Origin of the sequence: Pseudomonas sp. S12(2018) (genome assembly GCF_024355235.1) — a bacterium.
Classification (GTDB): Bacteria; Pseudomonadota; Gammaproteobacteria; order Pseudomonadales; family Pseudomonadaceae; genus Aquipseudomonas; species Aquipseudomonas palmensis.
This window is the reverse complement of sequence record NZ_QLAD01000005.1, coordinates 14,484-28,249: the sequence shown is the minus strand read 5'-3', so window position 1 is coordinate 28,249 and position 13,766 is coordinate 14,484. Positions and strand designations below refer to the sequence as shown.

At 67.5% G+C, this 13,766-nt stretch carries 13 protein-coding genes; 2 read left to right on the top strand and 11 right to left on the bottom strand.

Annotated features, from left to right (window positions below):
- Window positions 1-24: 24 nt before the first annotated feature.
- The 4 genes from DN388_RS13080 to DN388_RS13065 all read right to left on the bottom strand — a co-directional run bounded on the left by DN388_RS13080 (window position 25) and on the right by DN388_RS13065 (window position 6,179).
- Window positions 25-543, bottom strand: a complete 519-nt coding sequence (locus tag DN388_RS13080; protein ID WP_255000184.1) for a toxin-activating lysine-acyltransferase — start codon at window positions 541-543, stop codon at window positions 25-27.
- 8 nt (window positions 544-551) lie between these two features.
- Window positions 552-2,324, bottom strand: coding sequence for a ShlB/FhaC/HecB family hemolysin secretion/activation protein (locus tag DN388_RS13075; protein ID WP_054915887.1), 1,773 nt, complete (start codon window positions 2,322-2,324; stop codon window positions 552-554).
- A 368-nt stretch (window positions 2,325-2,692) separates the two neighbouring features.
- A complete protein-coding gene (locus tag DN388_RS13070) occupies window positions 2,693-4,690 on the bottom strand; it encodes a TonB-dependent receptor (protein ID WP_078481732.1) in 1,998 nt (665 codons plus the stop codon).
- A 58-nt stretch (window positions 4,691-4,748) separates the two neighbouring features.
- Window positions 4,749-6,179, bottom strand: coding sequence for a PLP-dependent aminotransferase family protein (locus DN388_RS13065; protein ID WP_255000774.1), 1,431 nt, complete (start codon window positions 6,177-6,179; stop codon window positions 4,749-4,751).
- A 110-nt stretch (window positions 6,180-6,289) separates the two neighbouring features.
- Here DN388_RS13065 and DN388_RS13060 point away from each other — a divergent pair, with 110 nt between their 5' ends.
- Together DN388_RS13060 and DN388_RS13055 are read left to right on the top strand one after the other, a co-directional pair.
- The gene (locus DN388_RS13060; RefSeq protein ID WP_213606680.1) at window positions 6,290-6,916 is read left to right on the top strand and encodes a LysE family translocator; all 627 of its coding nucleotides are present in this window, start codon (window positions 6,290-6,292) and stop codon (window positions 6,914-6,916) included.
- A gap of 104 nt (window positions 6,917-7,020) precedes the next feature.
- Window positions 7,021-7,461: a CBS domain-containing protein gene (locus DN388_RS13055; protein WP_043861317.1), complete on the top strand. Its 441-nt coding sequence runs from the start codon at window positions 7,021-7,023 to the stop codon at window positions 7,459-7,461.
- Between the two features lie 3 nt (window positions 7,462-7,464).
- Here the strand turns inward: DN388_RS13055 and DN388_RS13050 are convergent, their stop codons facing one another.
- The 7 genes from DN388_RS13050 to DN388_RS13020 all read right to left on the bottom strand — a co-directional run bounded on the left by DN388_RS13050 (window position 7,465) and on the right by DN388_RS13020 (window position 13,712).
- A complete protein-coding gene (locus DN388_RS13050) occupies window positions 7,465-8,103 on the bottom strand; it encodes a hypothetical protein (protein WP_054915884.1) in 639 nt (212 codons plus the stop codon).
- A 69-nt stretch (window positions 8,104-8,172) separates the two neighbouring features.
- Complete coding sequence (locus DN388_RS13045; RefSeq protein WP_043861319.1) at window positions 8,173-8,415, bottom strand: DUF2789 domain-containing protein; 243 nt, start codon at window positions 8,413-8,415, stop codon at window positions 8,173-8,175.
- A gap of 279 nt (window positions 8,416-8,694) precedes the next feature.
- Window positions 8,695-10,095, bottom strand: coding sequence for an efflux transporter outer membrane subunit (locus tag DN388_RS13040; RefSeq protein ID WP_043861320.1), 1,401 nt, complete (start codon window positions 10,093-10,095; stop codon window positions 8,695-8,697).
- The gene (locus DN388_RS13035; protein ID WP_054915882.1) at window positions 10,092-10,967 is read right to left on the bottom strand and encodes an HlyD family secretion protein; all 876 of its coding nucleotides are present in this window, start codon (window positions 10,965-10,967) and stop codon (window positions 10,092-10,094) included. Before DN388_RS13035 ends, DN388_RS13040 begins: the two co-directional genes overlap by 4 nt.
- Window positions 10,964-11,176, bottom strand: a complete 213-nt coding sequence (locus DN388_RS13030) for a DUF1656 domain-containing protein (RefSeq protein WP_043861322.1) — start codon at window positions 11,174-11,176, stop codon at window positions 10,964-10,966. The genes DN388_RS13035 and DN388_RS13030 overlap by 4 nt, the downstream gene beginning before the upstream one ends.
- Window positions 11,173-13,263, bottom strand: coding sequence for an FUSC family protein (locus tag DN388_RS13025; protein ID WP_255000167.1), 2,091 nt, complete (start codon window positions 13,261-13,263; stop codon window positions 11,173-11,175). The genes DN388_RS13030 and DN388_RS13025 overlap by 4 nt, the downstream gene beginning before the upstream one ends.
- A complete protein-coding gene (locus tag DN388_RS13020; RefSeq protein WP_043861339.1) occupies window positions 13,260-13,712 on the bottom strand; it encodes a MarR family winged helix-turn-helix transcriptional regulator in 453 nt (150 codons plus the stop codon). The genes DN388_RS13025 and DN388_RS13020 overlap by 4 nt, the downstream gene beginning before the upstream one ends.
- Window positions 13,713-13,766: the final 54 nt, after the last annotated feature.

Genomic DNA, 13,766 nt, shown 5'->3' with positions numbered 1-13,766 from the left:
GTGCCAGACCGCCAGAAGTCAGGGTTACGCTGTGAGTTCCAGCGGGTGAGCGGCAAACCAGGCCTTGGCCTGTTCGGGAATCACGCCGATCCCCAGGTGCGTCTTGACCCGCAGGCCGCGCACTTCGCCCTGGTGGTCGAGGGCGCGCATGCAGCGGTTGGGGAACAGCTGGCGCTGCACCAGGCGCGCCAGCGTTGCCGCATGCCCGAACGGGGCGACGAAGTCGTTTATCCACAGGCGTTCGCCGCTGTTCCAGTCGGCATCGGCCATCTCGACAGGCGAGCGCTCGATGTAGCGCTGCTCGGCGGCGTCGTCGAGGTTGAGCCAGGACAGGTAGAACACCGGCTTGCCGGCCTCGCTGCCGAGCACGAACTGGCGGTGCTTGAGCGCCGGCAGCAACAGGGTGGCCAGGCTGTGCAGCGGTGCGTCGCGGTGAGCTGTGGAGTGCATCCACAGCCAGGTGGCCGAGCCCAGCACGGTGGCCTCGTTCCAGGGCTCGTCGAAGAGCCCGGGGGCGATGATGTCGAAGCGATCGATACGCATGGCGGGCCTCAGAACGACAAAGAGACAGTGAAGGCACTGGTGATGTTGGCCGTTTCGAAACCGTCGGGCTTCTTCAGCGGCGTACCCCAGGACCAGTCATACGACAGCGCCTTGTAGCCGCCGCGCACCCCCACCACGGCACCGGCCAGGCGCTTGCCCACCAGGTACTCGCTGGAGTGGCCGCTGACTTCGCCGTAGTCGACGCCGGTGTACAGCTCCTGGCCGGTATCGCCCAGGGCCAGGCCGATCTCGTTGCGCAGGGTCCAGCCGCGTTCGGCCGAGAGGATGTTCTCGCCGTCGAAGCCGCGCACGGTGTAGCGCCCGCCGATGGAGAAGCGGTCCTGCGGCACCAGCGCCGAGCGGTTCCACTGCGCGCGCCAGCCACCGATGTAGCGCATACGCTGGTTGTAGGCGATGAAGGGCACCTGCAGCTGGGCATCGGCACTGATGATCTTGGAGCGCGAGGTGCCTTCGCCGGTGAGTTCTTCTGGCGCCTGCAGTGCGCCATGGGCACCGGTGCCGCGGCGGTAGCCCGCGCTCAGGTCGAGAGTGGAGGCGCCGATGAATTCGCGGTGGCTCAGGCCCGCTTCCCAGCCGGCCATGCGCCGGCGCTGCAGCTGGATTTCAGTGTCGTCGATGAAGTTTTCCGAGGTACGCGTCCACAGGCTGCCCCAGGCCGTGGTCTTGCGCACCGCATCGCGGTACAGCAGGCGCGACAGGCGCAGCTCGTTGTTGCGGGTTTCGCCGCGGTACTGGTAGGTCTCGTTCTCGCCGGCCACCTGCTGGTGGTAGTCGTACTCGCTGGTGGTGAAGCCCAGCAGCCAGTAGCCGAACGGCAGCGAGTAGTGCAGCGTGTTGCCCTTGGAGCCGCGATTGCCCGACTCGCCGCCGCCCAGGTCGTGGGTGGCGCTGGCGTAGAACAGGTCGTTGAGCGAGAGGATGTTGTCCAGCGACAACGCCAGGTTGCCCTGGTACTTGCCGGTGGTCTTGCTACCGGAGTTATCCACAGACAGGCTGAGCCGCGCCGGGAAGGCCTGGCGCCAGGCGATCACGATGTCGCTCTCGCCGGGGCCGGCGTCGCGGGCCTGGGCCGGGGCGATCTGGATGTCGGCTTCGGCGGTGGGTACGCGCTTGAAGTTCTCCAGGGCCTGTTCGATGTCGCGCAGGTTGAGCAGGTCGCCCGAGTGCGCCGGCAGCGCGTTCCAGGCATTGGCGCGCGAGCTGGTGCCTTCGGCGAAGCGGATGTCGCGGATACGCCCGGGAATCAGGGTCAGGGTCAGTTCGCCGCTGTTGAGGTCCTGGGCCTGGGCCAGCACGCGGGTGGTGACGTAGCCTTTTTCGATGATCGCGTTCTGGATGCGCTTCATGGTCAGGTTGATGCCCGCGCTGCCCAGGCAGCGCCCGGTGGCCGGGTCATCCTTGGGGTTGGCGGCGCGCAGCGCCCACTGGAAGCGCTCGGCCGCATCGCCCACCAGGCGCAGTTGGCGGATAGGGAAGCACGGGGTTTCGTTGGCGGGCAGGCGGCCGTCGCCTTCATCGGCCAGCGGTGCTTCGAGGCGCACGTCGGGGCGTGCTTCGAGCTGCTCGCGCTGCACCCGCTCGCGGTCGCGCTGGCGCAGCAGCTCGGCATTCGGGTCGGCGGCGTGTGCGGCGGTGCCGGCACCGGCGGCCCAGGCAGCGAGGGCCAGCAGCAGTGCGGCAGCGGGAGTGGGGCGCGAGGTGCTGACGAAGCAGTGGGCAACACGTGTCGTCAACGCCCGGCAATGGGCGATCGGCAGCATGGCACATCCTTGTGGGCCGGAATTCTAGGGGGAGTGTTATCGGGGGGCGGAGCGTTGTGCGCGGCTGAATGTTCAAGCCTGCTGGGAGGGACGGTGATTTGTCCTACAACCTCTTCCGCACCGCTCTGACGGGGATATCGCGAGAAAGTTGCAACGGGGTGTGGGAAACGTGATGGGGTTCAAGGTTTTGCAGGGGATGGCAACAGATGCGACCTCACAAGGTGCCAGCCGCTGCTTCTGTGGCGATCGATCAGATCGAGCGCCGCCCGCGCGGCGCTTCGCCGGCAAGGCCGGCTCCTGCATCGATTGCAACGCGCAATGGCCTGCACGATCGGCGGTGCCAGCCTTGTTCGCTCGGCGTCAGGTCTTCAGAAGCTCGCGCGGATGCCCGCGTACAAGGTCCGACCTGGGCCCGGCTCGTAGTAACGGGCGCCTGTGTCGTTGATGCGCAGGTTGTCGTAGTAACGCCGGTCAGTCAGGTTATCCACACCCACGTACGGTTCCAGCTCCTGGCCCTGAAGCTTGAGCACCGTGCCCACGCGCAGGTTGAACAAGGCATTGCCCGCCACCCGCGCCTCATTGGCGTTGTCCGCATACTGCGGGCCATAGGCGTTCATGTTGACCCGTGCATAGAACGCATCCGACTCGTAGCCCACCTCGGTGAACAAGGTCTGCCGGGGAATGCCCGGCAGACGGTTGTCGTCATAGCCCTCGAAACGGGTGTAGTGGTAGTCGTTGTAGCTGTAGGCCATCGACAGGCGCCAGTTATCCACAGGCCGGTATTCGCCACTCAACTCGAAGCCGTCACGCCGCGATTTGCCGGCGTTGCTGTAGGTGTTGCCGCGGTCGGTGCTCTGCGCCACCAGTTCGTCCTTGAGCAGGATGCTGTACACCACCGCCTCCAGGCGCAGGTCGTCCCACTCGCCCTTCACACCCAGCTCGCGGGTCAGCGCCCGCGCCGGTTGCAGCCCGGTGTTGAAGCCGCCTGCGGTCGGGTTGCTCAGTTCGTTGAGGGTGGGGGTCTCGAACGAGGTGGCCACCCGCGCATACGCCATGGTGTGCTCGGTAAGGCGGTAGCTCAGGCCGGCACTGTAGTTGAAGTCTTCGAAACGCTGCGCATCGGAGGCGTCGCCGTCGCTCGGGAAGCGGTCGTCGACCGACTGGCGCGTGGCGTCATAGCGTCCGCCCAGGGTCAGTTGCAGACGCTCGGTGAGGTCGATGCTGTCCTGCACGTACAGCCCATAGCCACCGGCCTTTTCGCGTTGGCGCAGGGTGAGGTTGCCGGTGTGACCACCGACTTCGTTGTTGTGCCGCTCGCGGTCGTCGCGCTGCTGCTCGATGTCGATGCCGGTGGTGAGCTGATGACCCAGGCCGAACCAGTTGGCCAGGTGCGTGTACTGCCCGCCGACACCGGCAAACAGGCGTTCGTAGGTGGTCTGCCCGCCCGCGCGCAGCGGCAGCCGGTTGCCGAAGTCACGCCGGCCCAGCCAGGTACGCAGCTGGTAGCTGTCGGTGTCGCTCAGCTGGCTGGTCCAGTTGACCGCCAGGCGTTGCTGGTTCATCTGTTCGTCGGAGTCGAACAGCAGGCTCTGCGGGCGCGCCTGGCTGCGCTTGTCGCGCACCTGCGCGAGGGTCAGGGCGCCAGGGTCTTCGGAGCGGTTGTCGAGGGCCTGGAAGGTTACCCCCAGCACGCCGGCATCGGCCTGCCAGCGCAGCTTGCCGGTGAGGTTGCGCGCTTCGGAGGCGGCGTGATCGCGGTAGCCGTCCATGTTGGTGACGTTGAGCGCCAGCAACCCGCCAAGGTTGCCGGAGGTGCCACTGGTTTCGGCACGCACGCGGCGATAGCCGTCGGCACCACCACCCACGTCCACGAGGGTGCGCGGCTCCAGCGAGGGCTCGCGGGTGGTGATCGCCAGTACGCCGCCGGCACCGTTGCCGTACAGGGTGGAAGCCGAGCCGCGGATCACTTCGATGTTTTCCACCAGGCTCAGGTCGACACCGTCCATCTCGGTCTGGCCGTCGGGCATGGTCAACGGCACGCCGTCGACCAGTACGCGGATGCCGCGCATGCCGAAGCTGGAGCGGGCACCAAAGCCGCGAATCGACAGGCGCATGCCCTGGGCCATGTTGTAGCGGCTTTGCGGCACCGCACCGGGCACCGCCATCAGCAGGCTGTCGAGGGTCAGCATCTGTTCGCCGGGCTTGTCGGCGACGCTCACCGAGCTGACGGCGGCCGGGGTCTGCAACCATTCGGAGGTCACGCGGGTGGAGGTGACTTCCAGCGGCGCCAGGTCGACACTGTCGGCGCTCGCGGAGCCCGCGCCAAGCAACAGGAAGGTGAGGACGGTGGGCCGCCTTGGCAACATGGTGACTCCTTGAAGGTGGCCGCCGGCTACACACTGTGCCGACGTTTTTGGGGGTTCGTTATAACGCAGATGCCGGGTCGGCAAAACTGTCCAATAGTACCGCCAGCTCCGACCATAGCTGCGGGTCGTCGCTGCAGGCGACGTTGAAGCGCATGCACTGCAACAGGCCGGGCTCGGGGCCGAACAGGCTGCCCGGCCCCAGCAGCACATCCCGCGCCAGGCCTGCACGGGCCAGGGCCTGGGCGTCGCAACCGGGGGGCAGCCGCACCCAGATGAACAGGCCGCCGGCATACCCCTGCAGCGGCTCGCAGCCCAGCGCCCGCAGGCGCTGCTCGACGCGCCCGGCCGCCTCCTGCAGGCGCAGTTGCAGGCGCTTGCGGTGCTTGTCGTAACTGCCATCGGTGAGCAGCTGGTCGACCACCTGCTCCAGCAGTTCGGAGGTAATGCCGCCGCTCATCAGCTTCATGTGGGTGAGGCTGGCGGCCAGTTGCGGCGCGGCCACCACATAGCTGACCCGGGCGTTGGCACTGAGGGTCTTGGAGAACCCGGACAGGTACGTCACCTGCTCCAGGCCCGCCAGCGCCGCCAGGCGGGCCGGCGCCTGCGGGTGCAGGTCGGCGTAGAGGTCATCCTCGATGACATGGCAGTCGTACTGGCGCGCCAGCTGCAACAGCGCGAACGCCTGGCCCGCAGTGAACGAGTGCCCGGTGGGGTTGTGCAGCACGCTGGTGGTCAGGTACAGCCTGGGCCGGTGCTGCGCCAGCAGCTGTTCGAAACGCGCCAGGTCGAGGCCCTCGGCGGTGCGTTGCACGGTGACGATGCGCGCGCCGTGCAGGGCCAGGTTGGCGTGGAAGTTGAAATAGCACGGGCTGTCGAGCACCACGCAATCGCCCGGGCGCAGCATCACCCGCAGCAGCATGTCCAGCGCCTGCACGGTGTTGCTGGTGGTGACGATCTGCTCCAGCGGCGCGGCGATGCCCTGGCCGAGCAAGCGCGTCTGCAGGGTCTGGCGCAGCGCCAGGTAACCGGCCGGCGTACCGTAGCCGCCAATGCGCAGGCGCGTGGAGCGGGCCACGGTGCGCAATGCCTGGCGCAGGTTGCCGGGCTCCAGCCAGTCGGGCGGCAGGTGCCCGCTGCCGGGGCGCAGGCTGTTGTCATCGGCCAGCAGCGAGCGGCGCAGCACGCTGGCCAGGTCCTGCGGCAGCCAGTCGGTGTCGCCCCCCGGCACCCTCGGCGCGTGACGGCTGGCGACAAAGTGCCCGCGGCCCTGGCTGGAGGTGATCAGGTTGCGGGCACGCAGGCGGTCCAGCGCTTCGATCACGGTGAACTTGCTCACGCCCAGTTGCGCGGTCAGTTCGCGCACCGGCGGCAGGCGACTGCCCGCCGGCAGCTCGCCGGCCTCGATGGCACGCGCCCAGGCTTCGGCGATCTGCTGGACCTTGGGTTCCAGGGCAGAATTCGATGACGGGCAGCATGCAGGTCTCCACAGGTTTACCGGTAATCCTACCAGTAAAGTAGGGCGCGATTGCCCGCTGCTTGGCCTGCCCGCAGCGTGGCCTGCACTCTAGACTGCGGCCTTTGCACTGTGAGCACTGCCCCATGAACCTCGGCCTGACGCCCTCCTCTTTCGGTTACTTCGTGGTGTTCTGCGCCAGCATGACCTTCAGCCCAGGGCCGATGACCCTGCTGTTGCTGAGCCTGGGCCTCAAGGCCGGCCTGCGCCAGTCGCTGCCGGCGCAACTGGGCGCCAGCGTGGCCTACCTGCTGTCGATTCTGGTGTTTGCACTGGGCTTTTCGGCGCTGATCCAGGGCTACCCGCTGGTGCGCCAGCTGATCCAGGCCCTGGGGGTCGCGTATGTGCTGTACCTGGCCTGGCGGCAGTGGACCAGTACCGGGCTGGCGCTGGGCGATAGCGGCGGGCCGGCGCTGGAGGGTTTCCGGGCGCTGTTCGCCAGGGGCCTGCTGACCGGGCTGTCCAACCCCAAGAGCATCCTGATGTTCAGCGCGGTGTTCCCGCAGTTTGCCAGCCACACCCGCGACATCGCCGTGCTCGGCCTGACCTTCCTGCTGCTGCAGTTTGCCAGCGGCTGCCTGTACTGCTACTTCGGCCAGCGCATCCGTCATGTGCTGCAGCAACCGGCGCGTCGGCGCCTGCTGCAACGGGCCACGGCGGTGCTGCTGACAGGCGTGGCGTTGATGCTGATGCGCGGTTTCGACGGAGCATGACGTTTTTCAATCGGCCCCATGGCGTTTTCAACCTTGCCGAGTGGGCATCCGTGCACGATTCTTAGGGGATAGGCATCGCCGCTTATCCACCGCCGAGGCTGCACATGAAAACCGTGAAAGAGCTGCTCAATACCAAAGAAGAAAAACACCATGCGGTACACACCATCAGGTCGCACCAGACGGTGCTCGAGGCGCTGATGGTGATGGGCGAGAAGAACGTCGGCGCCTTGCCGGTGGTCGATGACGGCCAGGTGGTCGGGATCATCAGCGAGCGTGACTACGCCCGCAAGATGGTGCTCAAGGGACGTTCGTCGGTGGGCACGCCGGTACGCGACATCATGAGCGCACCGGTGGTCACGGTAGACCCGCACCAGAGCGTGGAGGTGTGCATGAACCTGATGACCAACAGCCATCTGCGCCATCTGCCGGTGGTGGAGAACGGCCAGCTGATCGGTCTGCTGTCGATTGGCGACCTGGTCAAGGCGGCGATTGCCGAACAGGCCAACCTGATCCTGCAACTGGAGCAGTACATCCGCGGCGAATGAACCTCAGCGGTATTCGCCCTCCAGCTCGTCGAGCTGGTGGTCGAAGCTGCGCAGGCGCGCCGACCAGGTGTACACCAGCACTTCGAGGTCGCGGTTGAGCACGGCGCTGCCGCGCCCGGCACTCTGCTGCGAGTCGCACAGGTCGAGCTGGTAGCGTTCGCGGGCCATGGCCGTGGCCACGCTGGAAAGTTCGCGGGCGTTGTTCAGCCAATAGCGGTGGCGCCCGCGGGTCTGCTGGTCGAGCTGCTGGCACTGGCGCTTGAGGGCTTCGAGGCTCTGTTCGAGCGGGGTGCCTTCAAGCTCGCCCATCACTTCCTGAAAGGTGCGCCCCGGCTGCCAGTAGCTGCCCCAGAAGTAGCGGTCGAATACGGTTTCGACCCGGCGCAGGGCAACCTTGGTGTTCCAGATGGCCACCAGGGTGCGGCCCTGCTCGAGCTGGCGCTTGCGCACCTTGAGCTGCTGCCAGCTGCTCCAGGCCAGGGCCGTGAGGGCCAGCGCCGCAATCACGGCGGCGGCCGCGTACATGAAGTGCATGGCCTCCACCAGCTGGTAGAGCTGGCGAACGCCGTAGAAGTAGCCGGTGCTCAGCAGGCCCAGGGCGGTCACGGCCGCCCAGAAGCCGGGTGCGTAGGGATCTTTCATTGGCGCCATCCCCTTATTGTTTTCCTGAGCATAGCAACGCCAACTGCAGGTACAGGTGCCGCTCAGCGCTTATTTGCGGGGATTGCGCAGCGCCTCGTTGAGCTGGTCGAACTGAACGGCCCAGTCGGCATCCTCCAGAATCGCCTCCTTGAGGAATTCGCGCTGTGCCGGCGTCCAGAACGGCGCATCCACCAGCTTGATGTCGCCCTTGAGCGGCGAGTGGCTGGTGATGAACTGGTCGATGCCTTTGGGATCATCGGGCAGGCCAAGCTGCTTGAACAGGGCGCTAAAGCTGTGGGTAGGTGCTTCCATGGGTCACTCCTTCTGGGCGTCAGGCCGGGTTGAATGGGGTAGACAGCGCACAGGTCGTTCGAGGTCAGTCGGGTTGGCGTTTAATTTCACCGCCGGTCCCGACCGCTGGAGTTTAGTCGCTGCAGTTGCGGTACATGCAGACGTTCCGATGCCGATGGCGTTGCTCAAGGGGTGGGTGGGGGCCGCTTTGCGGCCCAATCGCGGGTCAAGCCCGCTCCCACAAGGATCACCGCTGCCTATGTGGGAGCGGGCCAGAATGGCCCTGCAAGATAGCGGTTGCTACCAGCCGCCGCCCAGCGCCAGGAACAAGCCGATCTGCCCCATCGCGACCTGGGTATTGGCCGCCGCCAGCTGCGCACGCATGTCGGTGTAGGTGCGCGTGGCCTGCAGGTCGGCCAGGAACGATTCACGCCCGGCCTTGAAGAACCGGTGGGTCTGGTCGGCCGCCAGTTGCGCCGAGCGCTCGGCCTCGGCCAGCGCGTCGCGCCGGTCAAGCAGCGCGCTGTACTGCGCCAGGCTGGTCTGGGTCTCGCGGATGGCGTTGAGCACCACCCCGTCGAAATGCGCCAGCGCCGCCTGGGTCGAGGCCTCGGCCTGGCGAATGCGTGCCCGCGAACCATTGGTGGGCACGGTCCAGGTCAGCAGCGGACCAAAGCCCCAGCGGTTGGTCGCCGGCTTGCCCAGGTTCTCGAGGATGCCGATGGTGCCCACCTGCGCGCCGATGCTGATGTCCGGGTACAGTTGCCCGGTGGCCACGCCGATGCCGGCAGTGGCCGCCGCCAGGCTGCGTTCGGCCTGGCGGATGTCGGGGCGGCGCTTGAGCAGCGCGGCGCCATCGCCCACCGGCACACGTTGCGCGATGTGCGGCAGCTCGGCGCAGTGCGCGGTACCCGCCGGCAGTTGCTCGACCGGCTTGGCCAGCAGCATCGACAAGGTGTACAGGCCCGCCTCGCGCATGGCCTGGTAACGCGGCAGTTCGGCGCGCAGCGACTTGAACTGGGTCTCGGTGCGCGTCACCTGGGTTTCGTCACCGCGCCCGGCATCGCGCAGGCGCTGGGTGAGGGTCACGCTCTGCTCCTGCAGGTCCAGCGAGGCCCGTGCGATGTGGTATTCCTCGTTGGCCGCGCACACCTGGGTGTAGGCCCGCACCACATCCGCCACCAGGGTGATGCGGGCGGTGTCGGCGGCAGCCTGGGTGGCGTCGGCGTGGGCCTGAGCGGCCTCGACGCCGCGCTTGAGCGTGCCCCACAGGTCGAACTGGTACGAGGCGCTGAGGATCGCCTCGCCGATGTTGGCCACCGGCACCTTGTCGGGTTGCAGAAAGGCTTCGCCGGACTCCTGCAGGCGCTGCGCACCCAGCTTGACCCCGCCATTGAACCCGCCCTGGGCCTCGGCCTCCTCGACCTGTGCCCGCGCCCGCGCGATGTTCGCCGCGGCCACGCGCAGTTCGGTGTTGGCGGCCAGCGCCTGGTTGACCAGCGCGTCGAGACGCGGGTCCTGGTAGAGGTGCCACCAGTTGGCGGGCACCGGTGCCGAGACCACGCTGTCGGCGTCGCTGCGCAGCGCGCCCTGCAGGTCGCCGCGATTGACCGCCGCCTCCTTGGGCACGCTGTAGTCGGGCCCGACCATCTGGCAGGCCGACAGCAGCAACCCTGCGCCCAGCAGCGCAAAGCGTTTCATCGGGCGGCATCCTCGATGATCGACACCGTGGCAGTACGCCCGGCGATCATGCGAAAGTTTTCCGGCACCTCGTCGAATGCGATGCGCACCGGTATGCGCTGCGCCAGGCGCACCCAGCTGAAGGCCGGGTTGACGTTGGGCAGCAGGTTGGCGCCACTGCTGCGGTCACGGTCCTCGATGCCTGCGGCGATGCTCTGCACGCGACCGCGCAGGCGCGCGTCGTCGCCCATCACGCGGATATCCACGGCCTGGCCGATATGGATGCCGCCCAGCTTGGTCTCTTCGAAATAGCCATCGACGTGGTAGGAGTTACTGTCGACCACCGACAGCACCGGGCGCCCGGCGCTGACGAACTCGTGGGCGCGCGGGGCGCGGTCGTTGAGGTAGCCGTCGACCGGGCTGCGTACCACCGAACGGTCGAGGTTCAGCTGCGCCGCGTCCACCGCCACCTGCGCCTCGGCCAGGGCCGATTGCGCGCGGGCCTGGCGCGACTGGCTTTCTTCGAGCTGCTCCTGCGCCACCAGGTTGCCCAGGCCACGGTTGCGGCGCGCCTCGCGCTGCGCCTGGGCCAGGGTTTCACGGCGCTCGGCCAGGGTCGCCTGGGCCTGGCGCAGAGCCAGGTGAAAGCGGTCCTGGTCGATGCTGAACAGCACGTCGCCGCGCTTGACCACCTGGTTGTCGCGTACCGACACCTGCTGGATCAGCCCGGACACATCGGGGGCGATCTGGATCACGTCGGCGCGGATGTGGCCGTCGCGGGTCCAGGGGGCGAACATGTAGTACAGCACCATCTGCCACACCAGCACGGTTGCCAGCGATACCACCAGCAGGGTCAGGACCACGCGGCCCAGGGTCAGTAAGGGTTTTTTCATGGCAGCATCAGGCTTCGGCAAAAGTGGTCGACCGTGCCCAGCAGCACGGCGTAGAGAGCAACGTTGAACAGCGCCCGGTGCCAGACCAGGCGGTAGAAGTGCAGGCGCGTGAGTACCGCGTGCACCCCCAGGAACAGCACATAGGTGAACACCATCATCACCAGCAGCGTGGGCAGAAATACCCCGCTGATATCCAGTTCACCGATCACAGGGGGGCTCCATCGATGCCGTAGGGCAGTTGCGGTTGATCGTCGGACGGTTCCAGCACCACCTCCACCCCCGGCAGCAGCGCCAGGCGCAGGCCGCTCAGGGCATGCAGCAGGTGCACGCGGGTTTCCCCGCAGTCGGCCATGGCCTCAAGGTTCAGGGCATGCCGCGCACGCTCCATGCTGCGCAGCAGGTCGGCCGGCGCATGCAGGCGGCGGCGGGCCTTGAGGCACGCCTGAAAGTGCGCACCCACCTCAGCGATCACCTGCGCCAGCGCCGCCTGTGCCGGCGACGTGGCCCGTGGCATGTAGGCCAGCAGGTCGAGCAGGTTGAGCCCCACGCGCAGGTCGCGCAGCGCGCTGTTGGTGTCCTGGCCGGTCTGGGTCAGGCGCGGCAGGTGCTGCATCAGGCGGTCGAGCATCTGCACGCCGAGGCGCCGGTGTTCGGCCAGGCTGGCCGGGCGGGTCATGCCGACGATGTCGTGCCAGCTGAAGCGGGTCAGGCGCTTGGCCGCCAGCTCCACGCCGAACGGGCGCACCACCAGGGTCCAGATGAAGGCGAACAGCAACCCCACCGGGCCGGCCAGGTTGGCGTTGGCAAAGGTCAGGAAGTCCGCGTCGTAGGCGCCCTGGATGCTGATGAACGAGGCGGTGTTGACGATGGTGAGCAAGGTGCCCAGGTAGAAGCGCGGCTGCACCGTGAGGGTGCCGACGCAGATGAACGGCACGGCGAACGCCAGTACCAGCATCGGGAAGTCATGCAGGTTGGGCAGCACCAGGAACAGGTAGAGGCTGGCGAACACCACCGACAGGGTGGTCCAGAAGAAGAACCGGTAGATCTGCGGCGCGGGATCGTCCATGGCCGCGAAGAAACTGCACGCCACCGCCGCGAGGATCACGGCGCTGGCGCCGTCGGGCCAGCCGAGCAGTATCCACAGCGCGGTGGCGGCGAGGATCGCGGTGAAGGTGGAGAACACCGAGTAGAGCATCAGCCCACGGTCGAAGAACGGCGTCAGGCGGCCCAGGCGCCAGTGCCGGTACACCGCGCGCCAGGGCGACAGGTCTTCGTCGCGGATGGCGTGCTGCAGGCTGCAGCAGTCCTGCCACAGGTCGATCCATTCGCCCAGCCGGTAGAGGGCATTGGACAGCAGCAGGCCGGGGCGCTCGTCGAGGGCGGCGACACTCGGTTGCAGGCGTTCGAGCTGCTCGCGCAGGGCCGTCCAGCGCGCCACCGAGGCGTCTTCGGCGCTGGCCTGCAACCAGCTGCGGGCCTGCTCCAGCAAGCCTTGCAGTTGCGCCGCCTGGGCCGGGGCGCGGCCTTCGAGGGCCAGCAGCGCGTCGTCGAGGGCGTCGATCACCGGGAACAGGTGGATCATGCGCCCGCGCAGCTCGCGGGCATTCTTGACCGTCTGCGGCCGCGCGCCCTCGTGGGACAGCTGGCCGATCATCATCTCCAGCGAGTTGAAGGTGGTGACCATCGAGGCGCGCAGCCCGCCCACGGTTTCGGGCGTGGCCTGGCGGGCAAGAAAGGTGTCGCAGTAGCGGATCGCCTCGGCGAACCAGTTGCCGGTGGCGCCGACCACCACCGGGGTGAGCCGGCGCGGCCAGAAGATCGCCCCGACCACCGCCGCGCAGACGATGCCCAGGCAGATTTCCTGGGCCCGCGAGGAGGCGATGTCGAACACCGCCAGCGGGTTGTCCACCACCGGCAGGGCGATCATCGGCAGGGTGTAGCCGGCCAGCATCAGCGCGTAGCTGTTGGCGGTGCGCAGGTGCAGCGAGAGAAACAGCAGGGTGCCGGTCCACAGGGCGATGGCGCAGGTGAGCAGCACCGGGGTCTGTACCAGCAGCGGTACCAGGAACACCGCCCCCGCCGCGCCCAGCAGTGTACCCAGGGCGCGGTACAGGGCCTTGGAACTGGTGGGCCCGACGAACGGGCTGGAGACGATGTAGACCGTGGCCATCGCCCAGTAGGGGCGCGGCAGTTGCATGAGCAGGGCGATGTACAGGGCGATCATCGACGCGGCGAAGGTGCGCACGCCGTAGAACCAGTCCCGCGCCGGCGGCATGGAGCTGAAGAAGTCCTTCATGAAGGCACGCCCGGCGAGCGCTGCGCGGCGTCTTCGAAGGCGCGCACCACACGCAGCGCCGCTTCGAGGTCGGCGGGCGGGATGTCGTGCAGCACCTGGCGGCGCAGGCGCACCAGCTCGGCCTCGATCGCCTCGGCCAGCTCGCGCCCGCGCGGGGTCAGGCTCAGGGCCTTGGCGCGGCGGTCACCGGGGGCTTCGCTGCGGCATACGAAACCGGCGCTGCACAGCTGGTCGAGCAGGCGCACCAGCGACGGGCTTTCAAGCCCTGCGGCCTGGGCCACCGCCACCTGGTGCACGCCATCGCCCAGGCGCACGATCATCAGCAGTGGTACCGCGCAGGCTTCGGAGATGCCGTAGCCGACCAGCGTGGCCTGGCAGATGCGCCGCCAGTGACGGCTGGCCGCGACCATGCCGCTGCTGATGTTCAGTTGCAGTGCATCAAGATTCATGGGCAAGGTGTCGAGATTCATAGTTTGCTAACTATCAATATTCTTCGATCAACG

Bases quoted from the DNA above. Each gene is read 5' to 3' on its own strand.
- DN388_RS13080 (WP_255000184.1), bottom strand. From the start codon at position 543: ATGCGTATCGATCGCTTCGACATCATCGCCCCCGGGCTCTTCGACGAG.
- DN388_RS13075 (WP_054915887.1), bottom strand. From the start codon at position 2,324: ATGCTGCCGATCGCCCATTGCCGGGCGTTGACGACACGTGTTGCCCAC.
- DN388_RS13070 (WP_078481732.1), bottom strand. From the start codon at position 4,690: ATGTTGCCAAGGCGGCCCACCGTCCTCACCTTCCTGTTGCTTGGCGCG.
- DN388_RS13060 (WP_213606680.1), top strand. From the start codon at position 6,290: ATGAACCTCGGCCTGACGCCCTCCTCTTTCGGTTACTTCGTGGTGTTC.
- DN388_RS13055 (WP_043861317.1), top strand. From the start codon at position 7,021: ATGAAAACCGTGAAAGAGCTGCTCAATACCAAAGAAGAAAAACACCAT.
- DN388_RS13050 (WP_054915884.1), bottom strand. From the start codon at position 8,103: ATGAAAGATCCCTACGCACCCGGCTTCTGGGCGGCCGTGACCGCCCTG.
- DN388_RS13045 (WP_043861319.1), bottom strand. From the start codon at position 8,415: ATGGAAGCACCTACCCACAGCTTTAGCGCCCTGTTCAAGCAGCTTGGC.
- DN388_RS13040 (WP_043861320.1), bottom strand. From the start codon at position 10,095: ATGAAACGCTTTGCGCTGCTGGGCGCAGGGTTGCTGCTGTCGGCCTGC.
- DN388_RS13035 (WP_054915882.1), bottom strand. From the start codon at position 10,967: ATGAAAAAACCCTTACTGACCCTGGGCCGCGTGGTCCTGACCCTGCTG.
- DN388_RS13025 (WP_255000167.1), bottom strand. From the start codon at position 13,263: ATGAAGGACTTCTTCAGCTCCATGCCGCCGGCGCGGGACTGGTTCTAC.
- DN388_RS13020 (WP_043861339.1), bottom strand. From the start codon at position 13,712: ATGAATCTTGATGCACTGCAACTGAACATCAGCAGCGGCATGGTCGCG.